We start from the raw sequence: 19,505 nt of genomic DNA on the forward strand, positions 1-19,505 counted from the left end.
CTGTAAGGACGCGTTACCGTGGTGCCACCTTAGTTAACAATAATTGTTTACTTTAATTTATGAAGTTGCATTTAAAAGCCCAATTCGTCACATAAGTTGTGCTAATTTCCATCAGCCATTAGCTTTCTTTGTACTACAAATTTATGTGCTACTCATTTCTTCTAAATATCTTACTATAAATGTAATTAACTAGCATGATAAACCGATTATTTTTATTTGTCAATTATAAATCTATTATTTCTTTATCGGCGATAGACAATATGCGTACAATAATTGAGCTGTAGCTTCTAATGATTCTATGTGTGTGCGTTCCATTGCATGGGAAGATTCTATGCCTGCCCCAAATAAACCGTGTTTAATATTTGCGCCTGCTCTTAACGCTGCTGATGCATCTGAATTATAGTATGGATAAATGTCCACTTTGTAAGGTATGTCGTTTATTTTACATAAATTAACAAGATGTTCACGTAAATCTTTATGATAAGGACCTGAACTATCTTTAGCACAAATTGATACCGTATATTCATCTGAAGTTTGGCCGTCACCTAATGCTCCCATATCAAAGGCGATATATTCAACAATTTCATCGGCTATTGATGCATTAGCACCATAGCCAATTTCCTCATTATTTGAAATATAGAATTGTGTCGTGTGTGGCAATGTAATGTTTTCATTTTTAAGTTTCGTTAACAACTCCATTATCATAGCTACACTAGCTTTATCGTCTAAATGACGCGATTTAATATAGCCTGATTTCGTAACGACTGTACGTGGATCAAAACATACAAAATCCCCCACTGCTATTCCTAAATCTTCTGTGTCTGCAGTAGTATTAACCTTTTCGTCTAGACGCACTTCCATATGTTCTGCGTCTCTTGGGATTTCATTATTATTGCTATATACGTGTACACTCGTCTCATGTAAACATATAGTACCGGTATATGTTTGGCCAGAACTCGTTTCTATTTCACAATATTCGCCTTCGATAGCATTAAAATGGAATCCGCCTATCAAACTTAATGCTAATCTGCCATCCTCTTTTATCTCTTTGACCATGGCACCTAATGTGTCAACATGCGCCGTGATACAACGTTGGTTGTGCTTATCATTACCATTTACCGTAATAATTAACGCGCCTTTATTCGTTATTTTGGTTTCATAGCCTAGTTCTTGTGCGTGTGTAGCAACATACTCGATCGCATCTTGTGCGTTCCCCGATGGACTATTAATTCGAGTTAATTGTGATATAGTTTCAAAAATTGAATTCGTCATTTCACATATCCCCCTTTATTTATAGTTTTATTTTAACTTTTTAACGATTAAATTGATACATATTGCATATTCAAAGCTGCTACTATACACTATTATTATTCTGAAAACTTAGATAGAGGTGCTTCGACATTATGAAACACATACTTTTTGTAGGATTAGGCCTTATTGGTGGTAGCTTAGCTAGCAATTTACGTTACTACCATAACGATATTGAGATTTCAGCTTTTGATGCAGATACTTCTCAATTAGATAAAGCATTATCTATTGGCATTATCGACCATCAAGCTACCGATTATCAAGCCAGTGTAGAACAAGCTGATATTATTATTTATGCAACACCCGTCCAACAAACAATTAAATATTTACAAGAATTACCCAATTTTAATACTAAACACGGCGTTATTGTAACTGATACAGGCAGTACCAAATCGACAATTCAACAATATGAAACATATTTATTAGAACATCATATTCATTTAATAAGTGGACATCCTATGGCTGGTAGTCATAAATCTGGCGTTTTAAATGCTAAAAAGCATTTATTTGAAAATGCTTTTTATATTTTAGTGCACAATGAAGCGGCAAACGATGAAGCGGCAACGACAATTCAACAATTATTGTCTACGACAGACGCTAAATTTATTTCTACTAATGCTGAAGAACATGATTTTGTTACTGGAATTGTAAGCCATGTGCCACACATTATCGCATCTTCTTTAGTTCACTTAAATGCCAATCATATTTCCGATTCGACTTTGGTTAAAACTTTAGCAGCTGGTGGTTTCCGCGATATTACTAGAATTGCTAGTAGTAATCCGGTTATGTGGCGTGACATTACGATAGAAAATAAAGCAACGATTCTTAAACTAATGAAAGAATGGACAAATCAAATGTCTAGCATTATTGCGCTGATAGAACAAGATAATCCAGCAGCTTTATATGATTTCTTTAATGATGCAAAATTATACAGAGATGAATTACCCCTTAAATCACAGGGTGCGCTATCTATCGAGTATGATTTATATGTTGATATTCCAGATAAACCGGGTATGATAAGCCAAGTTACAAGTATCTTAAGTTTACATAATATTTCTATAAGCAACATTAGAATATTAGAAGTTCGCGAAGATATTTATGGCGCATTACGTGTGAGTTTTAAAAGCCCCGAAGATAGAAAGAAAGGCGCAGAAGCTTTAAGCGAATTTGACACTTATATCGCTTAAGAACGCATCTCATTAATAATTAAATGGGCTTAAATGATTTCGTCGTTATTCGAGACTGAGATATCTTTTAGATATCTCAGTCTCTTTTATTTTTTAGCACTTTCAAATGAAAGCAATCTTTTCTTCATTTCATTGCCGCCTCTATAACCGCGTAATTGACCATCTGCCCCTATAACGCGATGGCATGGTATGATAACCAATAAAGGATTTTTAGCAATTGCTGTGGATACGGCTCTAACTGCACTTGGTTTGCCTATCGATTCTGCAATCTCACTATATGTTCTAGTTTCTCCATAAGGAATGTTTAACAATTCTGCCCATACTTGTTGTTGAAACTTAGTGTAGGAATAATCCATATCCAACCTTAAATCGAACGCTTCCCTTGTACCATTAAAATATTGCCTTAATTCTCGTAAGTAAGTTGTTAAATACGCTTCGTCTTCTTCGACGTTTACTTCTTCCTGAAAAAATTGGCTTAATTCATCTTTTTCGTCTTTGGTACTAATAAAACTTAAACCACGTTCTGTCGCGTAAATTTTTATGAAATTGCTATTAAAGTACATTTTCGCAGTGTAAAATTTCTTCACCCGATCCTCTCCCCTCTCTATAGTTACTAAATATTAACATTATTAGTTTCAAAACTCATCAATATCAATAACTTTAGCAATTAAAGAGCAAGATTAGACTATTTTTTATGTTACAATTTTTGTGAGGTGATACTATGGGCAAACTTAATCTTACACAAACAAGATGGGATGACATTAAAAATAATAATAGAAATGCCGATGATCAATTTATCTATGCAGTTAACTCTACGTTGATTTTCTGTAAGCCATCATGTACAGCTAAACTGGCCGCTAAAAAAAATGTAACATTATTTAGTAACTATATTGATGCTATGATAGCTGGCTATAGACCTTGCAAAAAATGCAATCCAACCGGACAATTTACGGACAAAGAAGAATGGTGTATACAAATCAAAAATTACATTGCACATTACTATCAAGAAACTTTGACGTTGCAAAGTATCGCTAGCCATTGTCATGGTTCTATATACCATTTATCTAGAATATTTAAAGAGGTAGAGGGGATGACAATAATAGATTATCTCCACCTTACTAGAACTGCTGAAGCTAAAAAATTATTGTTAGATCAAACACTTAGTTTAGATAATATTGCGCTAGCCATTGGTTATAAATCATCCTCTCAATTTATCAAAAAATTTAAACTTCACTTTCAAATAACGCCTCATAAATATCGTCAACAACTTCCGACATTCTAAAATTGCCACGTGCATGACTCGAACTTGCCATATTTATCGTTATTACATCTTATGACCAGCCATAAGGCCTAAACGGCCGTGTTTAGTTCCAGCATCAGTATATGATACTGCCCTTGAAACAATGCCTTTACCGTATTTATTATGCAAACGATCGACTGTTTTAGCTAAATTTTCAGTTCTTCTACGTTCGTATTCATCAATAAATAAATCTAATTGTCTATTTCGCTCATCTACAAAATTTGTTAGAGAAATGCTCAAGGTACGGTACAACGCTGATTTATCACATAGATCATTTGCAAATTTTTCGACGACGTCAATAATATCATTTTCTAAGTTTGTCGGCGTACCTAATGTATATTGCTTACTTACACCACCATCGCCACTATAACCAAATGAAAAATGAATTGTCCGTGCCAATTGATTGCGTGCTCTTACACGGCTTGCTACATCTTCTATCAATTCTTTCATAACTACTTTCGTTTCATCATATTTATAATCGCGCATCAAAATCTGACTCTTACAAATTGACGGATTACAAGACTTATATTTTTCTCTAATTTTACTATGGTCAATACCATTCGCATGCAAGTGTAAATCAACGCCTATAATCCCTAAATCTCTCTTTAAATATTGATAAGGAGTATTAGCTAACTCTCCGATTGAAAAAATACCTCTTTTATTTAATTTCTTTTCAGTTCGTTTATTTATCCCCCAAAATTCGCTTAGTGGTTGTATCGGCCACAATTTATCCGGAACATCTTGATAGCGCCATTCTGCTATTTTATCCTCAGTGTGTTTTGCCTCAACATCCATTGCTACCTTGCTTAGTAAAACGTTCGAACCTACGCCAATTGTACAATCAATACCTGTCTCCGCCTTAATTTCCTTCTGTAATCTTTCACAAAATGAATGTATCGTCGTACTAAATCTATGATAACTATCGGTGACATCTATAAAAAACTCATCAATACTATATTGGTGTAAATCTTCAGGTGGTACATAACGTAATGCAATTTGAGATATTTTCACCGAGACTTCTAAATACTTTCTCATACTTGGGTTAATAATATAAATATCATTGCGATGTGGAATTTCAAACAACCTTGACCCTGTTTTAATACCTAATGCCTTTAATGCAGGTGTAGCCGCTAAAACAACTGATCCTTGACGTTTTGTATCAGCGACGACTGCTAACTTAGTTTCAAGTGGATCCAATCCTTTTTGAAGACATGATACACTCGCAAAAAAACTCTTTTGGTCAACGCATAAAACATCTCTTTCTTCTAACAAATTATAATCATACATATAACTAACCTCCCATAAAACAGAACGTGTGTTCGGTTAAATTATAAAATATTTCCTTCAATAAATCAAATGAGATTTTACTAACAAATTAAAGTTAATTATTATGAGGGTCATTTTATAAAATGACCCTCATAATATAGATGTGAAGCGTTATTCAATATTGTGCTTATTTTTTATATTAAGTTCTAAACTATTTCGTGCTATACTTTGTTCAACTCAATAAAAGGAGGCTTTTAAATGCCAATTGTAAACGTAAAATTATTAGAAGGCCGTTCTGATGAACAGCTTAAAGATTTAGTATCAGAAGTAACTAATGCCGTAGAAAAAACGACAGGTGCAGACAAAAATGCTATTCATGTCATTATCGAGGAAATGAAATCAGCGCACTATGGCGTCGCTGGCGTCAGAAAGTCAGATCAATAATCTTTCTGTATGCTACATATAATTGAAAAACCCGAGTTACAGTCGTAAGTACTGTAACTCGGGTTTGTTTTAATTATCTAAAAATTTTTTCGCTGCTTTTTTATTCGTTGCTTTATCTATTTGTAACGCACTGCCATCCGTTGGAGATTGATAATCTTGATACGTATTTTGAAGAGGTAGTGTCTTAGATTCTACATCTTTATCACCACGTAAACCAAAATTCATACCTGATTGAATTAAAGCAGAATCAGGCATATTCGTATTCAAGTAACCTCTTAGAATACCAGCCACTTTTGGCAGTTTAGGTAACGTACCAGGACTAACTAATTGCTTCTTCAACGTCTGCATAACTTGCTGTTGACGTCGTACACGACCAAAGTCACCTTCAGCATCGTGTCTAAAACGAGCATAACCAAGTAATTCCTTACCATTTAATTTATGCTCACCTTTTTTCAATGACACACCAATGTTAGCCGACATATTTTTTTCAACATCAATAGGTACACCATTAGGTTCTAGTTCATCAATCATTTTTTCGAAACCAGTAAAATCTAGAATCGCATAATATTCTGGATCGATATCTAAGTTCTTTTTCAATGTTTGCCTCAATAATTCTGGACCGCCAATAGAATAAGCTGAGTTAATCTTATGCTTACCATGACCAGGAATATCTGCGTAAATGTCACGCATAACAGACATCATCTTCATCTTTTTATGAATATAATCGTATTGTGCAATCATAATAGAGTCAGTTCTAGAAATACCACCTTGTTCTTTATCTGCACCAAGTACCATGATTGTAATCTTGCCATCATTTTTGGAAGCACCGTTAAATTTATGTTTCTTCAATGTTTTACCATGATTTTTGGCATATTGAATTCCAGAATTATAACCGTGTACTGCATAACCAATTAAAATGGCAAAGGCAATTACAACAATTATAATAATAAAAGGTAATTTTCTTATTTTCTTTTTTGTGCGCCTTGGTGGAGGCGTGTGCGATGTTTCTTCATTGCTTATCTCTGTCTTATGCTTATCTTCGCTCATATATTATCAACCTTATATCTTCAAAATTACGAATCTATGTACTATAATTAATATATATTAAAGTTATATAAATTTTGTGTAAAAATCAAGTACTTTCTAAATAAATCAGACTTAGGACCAATACGAAAGGATGTTAAACATGAATATAAATAAGGCGTATTTCGCCGGGGGTTGCTTTTGGTGCATGGTAAAACCTTTTGATACATTTGAAGGAATTGAAAAAGTAACTTCGGGGTACATGGGTGGTCATGTTGAAAATCCAACTTATGAACAAGTAAAAACAGGCAATACTGGTCATTATGAGACTGTAGAAATAGAGTACGATGTCGCATTATTTTCCTATAATAAATTATTGGAAATCTTTTTCTCGGTAATTGACCCAACTGACGATGGCGGTCAATTTCAGGATAGAGGTTCTCAATATCAAACTGCTATCTTTTATACAAATGATCATCAACAACAACAGGCTGAAGCATATGTAGAACAAATGAAGCATACTATAGACAAAGATAAGGCTATTGCTACTAAAATTTTGCCAGCCACGCCATTTTATGAAGCGGAAGACTATCATCAAGACTTTTATAAAAAAAATCCAAAACGCTATGCTGAAGAACAACAACAACGCCAAAAATATTACGATTAAATAATTATTTAAAGTAGCCAAAGATTAAATTGGCTACTTTTTTATTGATAAAATAATTTAAATTCTACGCAAAAATATATAATCAACTACTCAATAATAAAATATAACTATGCAACATAGAATCTTTAAACACAGAATCGAAAATGCTTACTACCATTGACCTTTCAAATGGATTTGTATACTTCATATAGTTAGTTTAAATAGATTATTTTATAGTATAAGTTAGTTTGTTATAGTTGAATTTAATAGTGGCACTCATTACGTTAACTGTACAATCATTACTAAGTAAACGATTAAAAAAGTATGAGTTACTTATGTCTTCAGGTTCTTTTAATGCTGTTTTGAAAAAACATTGCAACACAAAATATAAATGATGCTGTGAACGCAGCAAAGATTCAAAATAAAATAATAATGAAATGGAATTAATGATGCGCATTTAAAACGAGTTCCCTAAGTGAACAAGACGAGACGAAGACTACAAGTTGAAGCATTTTCTTAGAAAAATGAACCCAGCACAATTAAAAAAGCCAATCAACACGTTTAGAATATAAACGCATCGATTGGTTTTTTTAATTTATATCTCATAATCATTTTTTATCTTGGGTTTTTTACGAATTACTTTCATTACTTTTAACATACTCAACCATAAAGAACGATGTTTACGATACACTAAAAATCTCGCTTCCCATTCCGGTTTAAATTTTTCTTTATAACGACGTAGACCTTGGAAACGATACAAGCCATTAAAATGTTCAAATACTCGACCTGCAACACGTTCTCCGGCGTAAGAGAATGGTACCTGGCCTACATTTGATAAAGTTGCCATTCCTATATTAAAACGTTTATATCCTTGTTCCTTGGACCATAACAACATGTGTAAATATAATGCATCCATCAATGGCAATTCCACTTGTGGATTCCAACGAATTAAATCCACTGAAATAGTATCATTATAATAAGTTGGCATTACACTACAAAATGCTATAGGTTGCTGCTTTTCATCTCTAATAATACCAATAGGTGCTTTGCTTAAATAGTCTTCATTGAAAGAACCTAGCGAAAAGTGCATTTCTTGACGTCCATCTAACCAGTTATCACTAATCTCTTTTAATGCGTTTAGCAACGTACTATTAAACGGTGGATACAGCATCTCGAAAGTCATATTTAAGTCACTTAACTTATTCAAAGTTGCACGTAACCCACGTCTCTTTTTCCCAGCGACAGTAAAAGTCTCTAAATCGATAAGCGCTTCTTCACCCAATTTGAAAAATTGATTACCAAAATTATGATACAACGATAAATATCTTTCTGAAACTTGATAGAAAATAATATCATAGCCAATATAATGAGCGTTACTATAAAAATCAATAAGTAAATCATTAAATGCTTTTTCATTCCCAATAGGGTCACCTAAAACAACATAAGCATTATTAATCGTTCTATACATTATAAACGCCTGTTGACTATCGTTTACAAAAAATTGTTTGTCTCCACTATACATTAAATGACTTAGATAATTTCCACCGTAAGTTTCAACAATACTTTCACATACAGGTAAATATTGATAGTTTTCTTTAAGTTTAATTTTATGTTCAAAGTACCAAACTATACCCCCAACGATAACTGCTATGACTAGAATGGTAATCCAAAAATAGTATCTTAAAATAGAAGTATCTACTTCTAATTTATAAACATCTAGCTTATGTAATGTTTGATAAATCACTAAATGATTAATAAACAATACACCACAACTTACTAAAATAATATAAAATAATTTCAAGTAACTAAACTTTCTCTTTAAAATTTTGGAACGCTTATAAAAAACAACAAGTAACAAGAACATTACGGCTAACCAAGTTAGTAATATGAATGACGCATACGTATATATAGTGATCAGTACAATTAACAATAATGAAATAATTGCAAATAGAATTGCTCTTTTAGACAAACTATAGACACCTATCACATTTAAAAACAGCAATAAACATGCACAAGTATGAACAGAAACAATAATGTAATACACGTAATGATTAGAAGCATATAAACCATCATAAATAATAGTTATATTATTTAAGAAGAATAATATACTTGTGAAAAATAACAAAATTGCTATTGCAAAAGATGGTATACGTGATAGGAAATCCTTTTGATATGATTTAAATAAAGAACTAAAGTCTTGCATTGGCACAAAAATCTTAGAATCTTCAAAGTAACGTTTAGCCGTTGTTTTAAACTCAAAGATAGATAAAATTAATGCAATCAGTAATGGGAAGAAATAGTAAGCAAAACGATATAATAATAACGCTAAGACAATCTTTTCTTCTCCTATATTTAATGATTTGAAGCCTAAGATAATAACTAGATCAAATGCACCAAACCCACCGGGAATAAAACTAACCAAACCTGAAATTGCAGCAATAATAAATACTCCCATAAAAATATGGAACGGGACATGTACATTCACAATGATGAGTGCCAAGTATAACACAGAGGCAGCAGCAAACCATTCAAGACTAGACACTAATGTACAATATACACCTAATAACTTTTGCTTGGACTGTACAGGTTTAATCATCGTAAAAACAATAAAGATAGGTAAAAATAATGCTACGACATAGAGCGCCCATTTAACCCAAGCGAAGGAATCAAAAAGATGTTGGACATTAAAAATATGAAAAACAACGAAAATCGATAACAAACTCAATCCCGTTAACATGGAGATTAATACGACCGAAATAGTTTGTACTAATACTTTTTTCTCAGTTGTATAATTTTTATACACTAAATAACGTACAGTTGCACCGATGAAACCACCAAAACCAATAACGGCATTAAATGCATTAATAATGTAACCAATACGCATCATTTTCCAAATAGACATCGATGTTTTAAGTGATTTATTTAAAATAACATCATAGATAGATAAAATAATCATTGATGCACCACCACTTAAAAATAAAAGAACTAACCAAAAACGATCGATTTTACTAAACGCTATAAAAGTTTGTTTGAAATCTATATTAGCTAGTTCTTTATGCAAATTGATAACGACTACAATAAGCAACAATACAGCGAAAATTACTTTAAGTGTCGTGAAAAGCTTACTTCTTAGCTCTTTAGTCATAATTATATTTCAGTCCTTAAGTATTACTTATAATTTATTAAAAATATAGCATATAATCATAGTTGTGTGTATATAAAACTGAATTATAACAAAATTGTTATACGCACAACTTGGTATAATTATTCACTAATATCTTCTCTGCAGGCTAATCAATTAATACGCTTAATAATGTATACATACCAATATAATGAAGTCGACAAACAATTAACTTTGATTTTAAAAGATTATGACTCATATATACCTCTGACTCAAAAACAAATGTCAATCGCTATGAAATCCATACAGTAATTCACGCCCTCTTGGTTTGTATAACATTTTGGCACGGCTGGAACTACTAATTTTCTTATATTTAATGCCATTAAGACAAATTCAAGTTCATGTTTAACTTTATTTCTCGAACCAACATTCAAGTGATACCCAAAATAGCCGTCATATCATTAGGAAAGCAAGCCATAGAATGTGAAGCATTGACATAAAAGTAGCCCTTAACTGGTTTCAATTTAGAAACCAGTTAAGGGCTTTTAATTTGGAATTCATACTCTAGAGTTATTTACTATTAAAGATTTACTCTCTAATATATTCTTTTTCGTCGTCTTTAAACTCATATTCGCCAGCATCTTCACTATAATATTTGTTATAACGACGTTTAAATAAGAAGTAAATATGTGATACAAGGACTTTTAATATTGCGTAACCAGGAATACCTAAAATAACACCAACCACACCAAGTAAATTACCTGCACTTAATAATATAAAGATAATTGTAAGCGGATGAATTTTTAATGTTTTTCCCATAATATTTGGTGAGATGAAATGACCTTCGATAAACTGCACTGCGGTCCATACGATAATCAGTTTTAACAGCATAATTGGGGACGTTATTAAAGCAATGATAATAGCCGGCGAAATAGCAATCGTTGGCCCTAAATACGGTACCACGCTCGTTACAGCTGCAATACTCGCCAATACTAAACTATAATCGAGACCAATAATTGAATAGCCAATAAATAATAATACCCCGATACAGAATGAGACGATAATTTGACCTTGAATATAAGAACCAACTTGAACACTCATTTTTTCTAATAAATCATGATAATCTTTTCTGAATTTTGGCGGTATAATATTTGTTGAAAATTCTTTAAAACGGTGCCCGTCTTTTAACATAAAAAATAACACGAAAGGTGTCGTTACAATTACTACTCCGACATTAACTAATGTTTCGGCAAAGTTTTTAATTTTCGAACTAAAGCCGTTCGTATAATCAGAAATCATATTTGGAATCTTTTTAGATAAAGATGTTAAATGACTTTGAATCTGATTATGATAATCGGCGACAATTGAATATTTCGTCACACTATCGAAAAATTGATTCACTTTACTAACGTAATGCGGGAAGTTATTTCCAAAACTTTTCACCTGAACTCCTATTAAAGGTATTAGTAAGTTAACCACTAATGCAATAATACCTATAATAACTAAGAATAATATTGAGACTCCCCATACACGCGGAATATTGTAACGTTCCATCAAATTCACAATGGGATTAAACAAATAAAATAAAATTAAAGACACAATAATTGGTGCAATAATCGTATTAAATACGATTATAAATGGTTTGAATATGTAAGATACTTGGTCAAATATAAATATAACTATACCAATTAAAATCAACATACTTAAGCCAAAAATCAAATCTTTACCACCTAAAAACTTCATGAAACGTGTTTCAGTAAAGTTTAAGTTCAGTTTACTTTTGGGTTTACTTTTATTATTTACTTTTTCTTCATTTGACATAAAATTCACCATACCTTACTTGTATTGATGTCGTTTGTATACGACTTTAAATCTAGTTATATAAATAATGTTATACCCTTTAAATACTAATATAAATATTAACACATGATAGAAACACTAAACATATTTCGATCCAATAAAATTGGTCATATTTATTATTAGGCTTTAGTATACATTATATGTCTTAATAAGGCTCTTATTTATGATGATTCATAAAGTGATAAATATGTAGCGTTAAAAATACAATTTCACTCTCCCAAATTTTTTTATTTAACTCTTGTTGCATCATTTTCATTACTTTTAGAGCAATGTTATAACATAAGGAATACTGAGATTTTAGTAATTCATCGACTGCATGTGAGCAACGCTCTCTTTCGTTAAGCTGAATACGTCTTATTAAAAATTCTATATGTCTAATAAAACGTTGATAATTAATTGATTGTTTATCTATATTAAACTGCAAATCATGCTCAATAATATATGTCGCTTTACTAATTAATTTATTTATTAATGTCATTTCACTTAATGATAACATTTCTGTATTTGATGCAATGTGTAATGCAATAAAACCAATCTCATCCTCTGGAAATGTAATATTCAAAGCATCATTAAGCCTTTTTATAACTCTTTCAGCAATAATGTATGCCGCATTATATAGATGCTTTATTTCTAAAATAAACGGATTAGTAATGTATTGTTGTTGCTGAATTCTTTTATACGCAAAAATAATATGATCTGTTAAACTGACAACCAATTTTTCGTCATCGATAATTAATTTGGAATCAGTAATAATATTCACTGCTTCAATAATAGCCTGCAAAGTATAATCATCAGTCATAGAGACAAGTGCTTTATAATGACTCAAATGTGATTGTTGAACAAGTTTATATATTTTTTCGATTGATTGATGCTGCTTAACATGCATGCCTGGCTTTTTATTAAAACCTATACCTTTACCGATTAAAATCACTTCTTGGTCTTCGATGTTACAAATAATTACATTGTTGTTTAAAGCTTTTTTTATAAGGTAATGGTCCATTGTATTCACCTTTCTTTAATATCAATAAGATTATATATGGAATAACATTAAAAGAAAAGATTAAAATAGTGCTAAATAACATTTTAAAAATAAAAAACTACAAGATAGACACTAATATCTATCCTGTAGTTAATATGTTCTAATATAATGAATTCTTTTTCTTATTCATGCCCCAGCTTTCAATGCCAAATAGATTGATTTCTAATTGTTCAGGCTTGAATATTGGTTTCTTACCAGCTTGTCTTTGACGTTGGTAATCTCTCATTACTGCAAAAGCAATGTTCGATAAACCAATAATAGAAATTAAGTTGACGATAGCCATTAGACCCATAAATAGATCAGCTGTATTCCATACTGTTTGCGTTTTGACAACGGCACCGAGAAATACTAATACAACAACTAAACATCTGAAAATAAATAAAATCACTTTATTTTTTGATAAAAATTCAATATTCGATTGACCATAATAGTAATTGCCGATAACTGAAGAATAAGCAAATAGGGTAATAGCTACAGTTAGGAAAATACCACCTGCACTTCCTAAATGTTCATTCAATGCAGATTGTGTAACTTGAACGCCTTGTGGTGCGCTATCTCCAAATTTCAAGCCACTATATAATAAGATCATAATCGCAGTAGATGTACACACTAGCATTGTATCGAAGAACACACCTAATGATTGAATAAGTCCTTGTTTTACAGGGTGAGGCGCGGCAGCAGTTGCGGCAGCATTAGGTGCAGAACCCATACCTGCTTCGTTAGAGAATAAACCACGCTTAACACCTTGTAAAATAGCAGCACCGACTGCGCCACCAGTTACTTGTTGTGCACCGAAAGCACTTTTTACGATTGTAACAAGCATTGGGATAATTTGGTCATAATTCATCACTAAAATGACTAAGACTAAACCAATATAAATGATTGCCATTACAGGAACTATAACAGAAGAAATACGAGCGATACTACGTACACCACCGAAAATAATAATGGCTGTAAATACTGCTAATATTAAACCAGTGACAACAGGATTAACATTATATTGTGTATTTAAAGATTCGGCAATTGTATTAGATTGAACTGTATTAAATACAAAAGCAAAAGTTACTGTAATTAAAATAGCAAAGACGATACCTAACCATCTTTGATTTAAACCCTTAGTTATGTAATAAGCTGGTCCACCACGGAAACCACCGTCTTCATCTGGAACTTTATAAATTTGTGCTAATGTTGCCTCTATAAATGCACTTGCAGCACCAATAAACGCAATTAACCACATCCAGAATACTGCTCCTGGCCCACCAAGTACAATCGCGGTAGCAACACCTGCGATATTACCTGTACCTACACGTGAACCAGCACTGATTGCGAATGCTTGGAATGGTGATATTCCTTTTTCACCATTGTCTAGTGTTTCAGGTTTTTCACCAATTGCACGAAACATTTCAGGTATCCATCGTAATTGAACGAATTTCGAACCAATTGTAAAATAAATTCCAACTGTAATTAATAAACCAATTAAGTATTGTGACCAAATTAAATCATTTCCGGTCTCGATAACAACTTTAAACCAACCCGGAATTAAACTATCAAAATCACTCAAAGTATTAAATCCTCCTTAGTAAATAATCACCTTATAAATATGTATATAGAGATTTATAATGAGCATTCACAAAATATATTCAATCAACAGTAATTCGTTAAAACACTGTTGATTGCATTTTGTTGCATATCACTATAAACCTCTAATTTATGTTGCTTACATTTAAATATCTACAATAAATATATTTTATCATTATATTAGTGTTATTACTATAATTTTTTTATCTATTCAACAATTAATTGAGTGAGTTCACCAAATTCATTTACATCTACGATAAACGAACCATTAGTATATTGCTCTGTTAAATGAATATCTTTAATATAACCTTGCTCCTCGTGAGCATTAGAATAGACTTTATAAATAGTATCTTCGGCACCCGTAACCTGTGCTGAAACTATACGATGTGGTGCCTTTTTCAACTCTTTCAATAATGTAATTCCTCTTTGCGCTCTTTTAGCATGTTGTAAAACCTTATAATTAATACGTTTTAAAGCACCACGTTGTGTGGCCATTAATATCGTATTATCTTTATTTACCGTTTGCGTTAAAACTACAAAATCTTCATCTTTAAGATTAATTGATTTTACACCTGCAGCTCTTAATCCAGTGTCTGATAATTCTTCTGAGGAATATGTTAGTGACATTCCTTTATGTGTTAATACAGTAATCATTTGCTCTTCTTCAACACGCATAACATTAATTACTTCGTCATCATTTTTAAGCTTCATAGCAACAAGTGGTTTGTTATATCTAGATGTTTTGAATAATGAAACATTACTTTTCTTAATCATGCCATTTTTAGTGGCAGTAATGTAATATGCATTATCTGGGAATGCTTGCTCACAATTGACGTCTATAACAAATTCATCATCATCAAGTGGTACGATTTGAGACACGTGTTGACCTAAATCTTTCCACTTAATATCAGATAACTTGTGTACTGGTATAAATAAATATCTTCCCTTATTTGTAAATACAAGTGCTGTATCAAGTGTATTCGTCTCAATATATTTTAATATACTGTCGCCATCTTTAACACCAATCTCATTAATACCACTAGCATTAAAACTTCGAAGTGATGTACGTTTAATATAGCCATGTCGTGTCACGCTCAACATAACTGTTTCGCTAGGTACCATAACTTCTTTATCAATTTTAATTTCAGAGATTTCAGCTTCTATAACTGATAGACGATCAGTTTTAAATTTCTTACGTATTTCTGTTAATTCCTTTTTAATCACTTCAAGTAGTGCATCGTGATTATCTAAAATATAGCGCAACTGTTCAATTGCAGCTTTAAGCTCATCATGTTCATCTTGTAATTGAACAATATCTGTGTTTGTTAACCGATATAATTGTAACATTACGATAGCTTCAGCCTGAGCCTCTGTAAAATCATATTCTGCTACAAGATTTTCTTTGGCGTCTTTTTTATTTTTAGAATTTCTAATGAGTTTAATGACTTCATCCAAAATTGATAAAGCTTTCATCAAACCTTCAACAATATGCATTCTACTTTCTGCATGCCTCAAGTCGTATTGTGTTCTTTTAGTCACTACATCGATTTGATGGTTTAAATAACTGTCTATAATTTCGCGAATACCCATTAGTTTTGGTCGACCTTCGCTTATCGCAACCATATTGAAGCTATATGAAATTTGTAAGTCTGTGTTTTTATATAAATAATTAAGCACTGCTTCACTATTGACGTCTTTTTTTAATTCGATTGCAATACGCAGACCAGTACGGTCAGTTTCATCTCGAACTTCTAATATACCGTCTACTTTTTTATCAGCACGTAATTCATCAATTTTTTTAACTAAACTACTTTTATTCACTTCATATGGTATTTCAGTGACTGCTAACTCTTTGCGTCCATTCCTAAGCTCTTCAGTACTAACTTTAGAACGGACGATAATTTTGCCTTTCCCTGATTCATATGCTTTTTTAATACCGTCAACACCTTGAATAATGCCGCCAGTTGGGAAATCAGGTCCTTTTACGTATTTCATTAAGCGATTAACTGTTATATCAGGATCATCAATGTATTTTAGTGTCGCTTGAATAACTTCACCTAAGTTATGTGGTGGTATGTCCGTAGCATAACCAGAAGATATACCGGTACTACCATTAATTAATAAATTAGGTAACCTACCTGGTAAGACCATTGGTTCAGTTGTAGTATCGTCATAGTTAGGCATGAATGGCACAGTCTCTTTATTAATATCCCTAAGTAGTTCTTCAGAAATTTGGCTTAATTTAGCCTCTGTATAACGCATCGCTGCTGCCGGATCGTTATCAATACTGCCATTGTTACCATGCATTTCAATTAGTACATGCCGTAATTTCCAATCTTGACTTAAACGTACCATAGCATCATATACCGAGGAATCACCATGAGGATGGTATTGACCAATAACATCTCCGACTGTTTTGGCACTTTTACGGAAATTTCTGTCATAAGTATTACCACTTGAATACATAGCATATAAAATACGACGTTGCACGGGTTTTAGACCATCTCTAACGTCAGGTAATGCACGTTCTTGAATAATATATTTACTATAACGACCAAATCGGTCGCCTATTACGTCTTCAAGTGATAAGTCTTGAATTACCTCACTCAATTTATTTCCTCCTCTTCTTGATCGTCATGTTCCAAAATTTGTATTTCATTATTGTCCAAAATACTTTGATCTTCTTGTAAGCCAAACTCCACGTGGCTTTCAATCCATTCGCGTCTAGGTGCAACTTTATCACCCATTAATGTCGTTACCCGTTTAGATGATCTGATTTCGTCATCTACTTGAACACGAATGAGTGTTCTTGATTCTGGATTCATCGTCGTTTCCCATAATTGATCAGGGTTCATTTCACCTAAACCTTTATATCTTTGTAAAGTAAAGCCTTTCCCTAATTGCTTTTGTAATTGTACTAACTCATCATCAGTCCAAGCATATTCGACTTTTTTCGACTTGCCTTTACCCTTTTCTAATTTATATAGTGGTGGTAAAGCAATAAAGACGCGTCCAGCTTGAACTAATGGCTTCATGTATTTAAAGAAGAAAGTCAATAATAATACTTGAATATGAGCCCCATCGGTATCGGCATCTGTCATTATAATGATGCGATTATAATTACTATCTTCTAATTTGAATTCATTACCTACACCTGCACCGATTGTATGGATAATCGTATTAATTTCTTCATTTTTAAATATATCTTCTAAGCGTGCTTTTTCAGTATTAATTACTTTACCTCTTAGAGGCAGGATTGCTTGATATTTGCGATCTCTACCAAGTTTAGCTGAACCTCCAGCTGAGTCACCCTCAACCAAGTAAAGCTCTTTCTTTTCTGTATTTTTACTTTGCGCTGGCGTCAATTTACCAGAAAGCAAAGTATCTTTACGTTTGTTTTTCTTACCAGAACGTGCATCTTCTCTAGCTTTTCTAGCTGCTTCTCGTGCTTGTTGCGCTTTGAGAGCTTTCTTAACAAGAGATTTAGAAAGTTGCCCTTTTTCTTCTAAATAATATGGTAGTTTATCTGCAACTACAGAATCAACGGCACTTCTAGCTTCAGGAGTACCTAATTTTGATTTAGTTTGTCCTTCAAATTGTAGCAATTCTTCAGGTATGCGAATAGAAATTATAGCTGTTAAACCTTCACGTATATCATTTCCATCTAGGTTCTTGTCTTTTGCTTTTAATTCATTAATTCTGCGTGCATAATCATTAAATACTCGAGTCATTGCAGTTTTGAAACCAACTTCATGCGTACCTCCATCTTTAGTTCGCACGTTGTTAACAAAGCTTAAAATGCTTTCTGAGTATTGATCATTATATTGAAAAGCGACTTCTACTTCTATGTTGTTGGCTTCACCCATAAATGTAGCAACATCATGAAGTATTTCTTTGCCTTCATTAACATAAGAAACAAATTCTTTAATACCTTCTTCATATTGATATACTTCTTCACGTTCTTTACCTTGTCTATTATCAGTCAGTATGATTTTTAAATTTTTTAATAAAAAGGCTGATTCTTGAAGTCTTTCACTTAACTCATCAAAGTTAAATGATGTTGCCGACTTAAAAATTTCTACATCTGGCTTGAAGGTAACTTTAGTTCCTGTCTTCTTAGTTTTACCTTTTTTTACTAATCCACTTGCAGGCTTACCACCATCTTTAAAATCTTGTTGATAAATCACGCCATCTCTATATATTTCAACATTTAACCACTCACTTAATGCATTAACTACAGACGCACCAACCCCGTGCAAACCTCCAGACGTTTTGTATCCACCTTGACCAAATTTACCGCCTGCGTGTAAAACAGTGAAAATAACTTCTACTGTCGGTTTTCCAGAAGCGTGTATACCAGTGGGCATACCACGACCATTATCCTCTATTGTAATACTCTCATCTTTATTAATGGTAACTGAAATTTCATTCCCATGACCATTCAATACTTCATCGACGGAGTTATCGACAACTTCATACACTAAATGATGTAATCCGCGTTTATCGGTAGAACCAATATACATACCAGGTCTCTTCCTAACGGCTTCGAGTCCTTCCAGTACTTGGATAGAATCATCCGAGTAATTATTTTGCTTATTCATTGCCAATCGATTCGCCCTCCTACAAACGTACGTTCGTTTTTAAAACTATACAATAGTTATTCTTATATAAATTTACTTAAAATGCAAGCATCAAAGTGATAAATCAGTAACAAATCATGCATATCTTTTAAT

The 19,505-nt window shown here is 32.5% G+C and carries 14 protein-coding genes; 4 read left to right on the top strand and 10 right to left on the bottom strand.

Going from position 1 to position 19,505, the window contains the following annotated elements; translation table 11 throughout:
- Positions 1-234: 234 nt before the first annotated feature.
- Positions 235-1,272 carry a M42 family metallopeptidase gene (locus ISP02_RS06930; RefSeq protein WP_195720855.1) on the bottom strand — a complete coding sequence of 346 codons (1,038 nt, stop codon included), beginning with the start codon at positions 1,270-1,272 and terminating at the stop codon, positions 235-237.
- 131 nt (positions 1,273-1,403) lie between these two features.
- Here ISP02_RS06930 and ISP02_RS06935 point away from each other — a divergent pair, with 131 nt between their 5' ends.
- Positions 1,404-2,495, top strand: a complete 1,092-nt coding sequence (locus ISP02_RS06935; protein WP_195720856.1) for a prephenate dehydrogenase — start codon at positions 1,404-1,406, stop codon at positions 2,493-2,495.
- Between the two features lie 86 nt (positions 2,496-2,581).
- Here the strand turns inward: ISP02_RS06935 and ISP02_RS06940 are convergent, their stop codons facing one another.
- Positions 2,582-3,082: a methylated-DNA--[protein]-cysteine S-methyltransferase gene (locus tag ISP02_RS06940; protein WP_328806032.1), complete on the bottom strand. Its 501-nt coding sequence runs from the start codon at positions 3,080-3,082 to the stop codon at positions 2,582-2,584.
- Positions 3,083-3,216: 134 nt separating this feature from the next.
- On the opposite strand from ISP02_RS06940, the gene ISP02_RS06945 reads away from it, so the two are divergent.
- Positions 3,217-3,777, top strand: a complete 561-nt coding sequence (locus ISP02_RS06945; RefSeq protein WP_195720857.1) for an Ada metal-binding domain-containing protein — start codon at positions 3,217-3,219, stop codon at positions 3,775-3,777.
- 42 nt (positions 3,778-3,819) lie between these two features.
- Here ISP02_RS06945 and ISP02_RS06950 read toward each other — a convergent pair whose 3' ends face one another.
- Positions 3,820-5,082, bottom strand: a complete 1,263-nt coding sequence (locus tag ISP02_RS06950) for a Y-family DNA polymerase (RefSeq protein ID WP_195720858.1) — start codon at positions 5,080-5,082, stop codon at positions 3,820-3,822.
- Between the two features lie 237 nt (positions 5,083-5,319).
- On the opposite strand from ISP02_RS06950, the gene ISP02_RS06955 reads away from it, so the two are divergent.
- Positions 5,320-5,505, top strand: coding sequence for a 2-hydroxymuconate tautomerase (locus ISP02_RS06955; protein ID WP_195720859.1), 186 nt, complete (start codon positions 5,320-5,322; stop codon positions 5,503-5,505).
- 69 nt (positions 5,506-5,574) lie between these two features.
- On the opposite strand, the gene ISP02_RS06960 is transcribed toward ISP02_RS06955, so the two are convergent.
- Positions 5,575-6,552, bottom strand: a complete 978-nt coding sequence (locus ISP02_RS06960; protein ID WP_195720860.1) for an LCP family protein — start codon at positions 6,550-6,552, stop codon at positions 5,575-5,577.
- A 139-nt stretch (positions 6,553-6,691) separates the two neighbouring features.
- On the opposite strand from ISP02_RS06960, the gene msrA reads away from it, so the two are divergent.
- Entirely contained in the window at positions 6,692-7,195 is a 504-nt protein-coding gene (gene msrA / locus ISP02_RS06965; protein ID WP_195720861.1) for a peptide-methionine (S)-S-oxide reductase MsrA, read from the top strand.
- A gap of 574 nt (positions 7,196-7,769) precedes the next feature.
- On the opposite strand, the gene mprF is transcribed toward msrA, so the two are convergent.
- The 6 genes from mprF to parE form a co-directional block, all read right to left on the bottom strand.
- The gene (gene mprF, locus ISP02_RS06970; protein WP_195720862.1) at positions 7,770-10,319 is read right to left on the bottom strand and encodes a bifunctional lysylphosphatidylglycerol flippase/synthetase MprF; all 2,550 of its coding nucleotides are present in this window, start codon (positions 10,317-10,319) and stop codon (positions 7,770-7,772) included.
- A gap of 564 nt (positions 10,320-10,883) precedes the next feature.
- On the bottom strand, positions 10,884-12,116 hold the full coding sequence (locus tag ISP02_RS06975) for an AI-2E family transporter (RefSeq protein ID WP_195720863.1): 1,233 nt from the start codon (positions 12,114-12,116) through the stop codon (positions 10,884-10,886).
- Between the two features lie 196 nt (positions 12,117-12,312).
- Positions 12,313-13,155: a PRD domain-containing protein gene (locus ISP02_RS06980; protein ID WP_195720864.1), complete on the bottom strand. Its 843-nt coding sequence runs from the start codon at positions 13,153-13,155 to the stop codon at positions 12,313-12,315.
- Positions 13,156-13,294: 139 nt separating this feature from the next.
- Positions 13,295-14,755 carry an alanine/glycine:cation symporter family protein gene (locus tag ISP02_RS06985; RefSeq protein ID WP_195720865.1) on the bottom strand — a complete coding sequence of 487 codons (1,461 nt, stop codon included), beginning with the start codon at positions 14,753-14,755 and terminating at the stop codon, positions 13,295-13,297.
- 224 nt (positions 14,756-14,979) lie between these two features.
- Positions 14,980-17,382, bottom strand: a complete 2,403-nt coding sequence (parC, locus tag ISP02_RS06990; RefSeq protein WP_195720866.1) for a DNA topoisomerase IV subunit A — start codon at positions 17,380-17,382, stop codon at positions 14,980-14,982.
- Entirely contained in the window at positions 17,379-19,373 is a 1,995-nt protein-coding gene (parE, locus tag ISP02_RS06995; RefSeq protein ID WP_195721843.1) for a DNA topoisomerase IV subunit B, read from the bottom strand. The genes parC and parE overlap by 4 nt, the downstream gene beginning before the upstream one ends.
- Positions 19,374-19,505: the final 132 nt, after the last annotated feature.

The organism is Staphylococcus durrellii (genome assembly GCF_015594545.1).
GTDB lineage: Bacteria > Bacillota > Bacilli > Staphylococcales > Staphylococcaceae > Staphylococcus > Staphylococcus durrellii.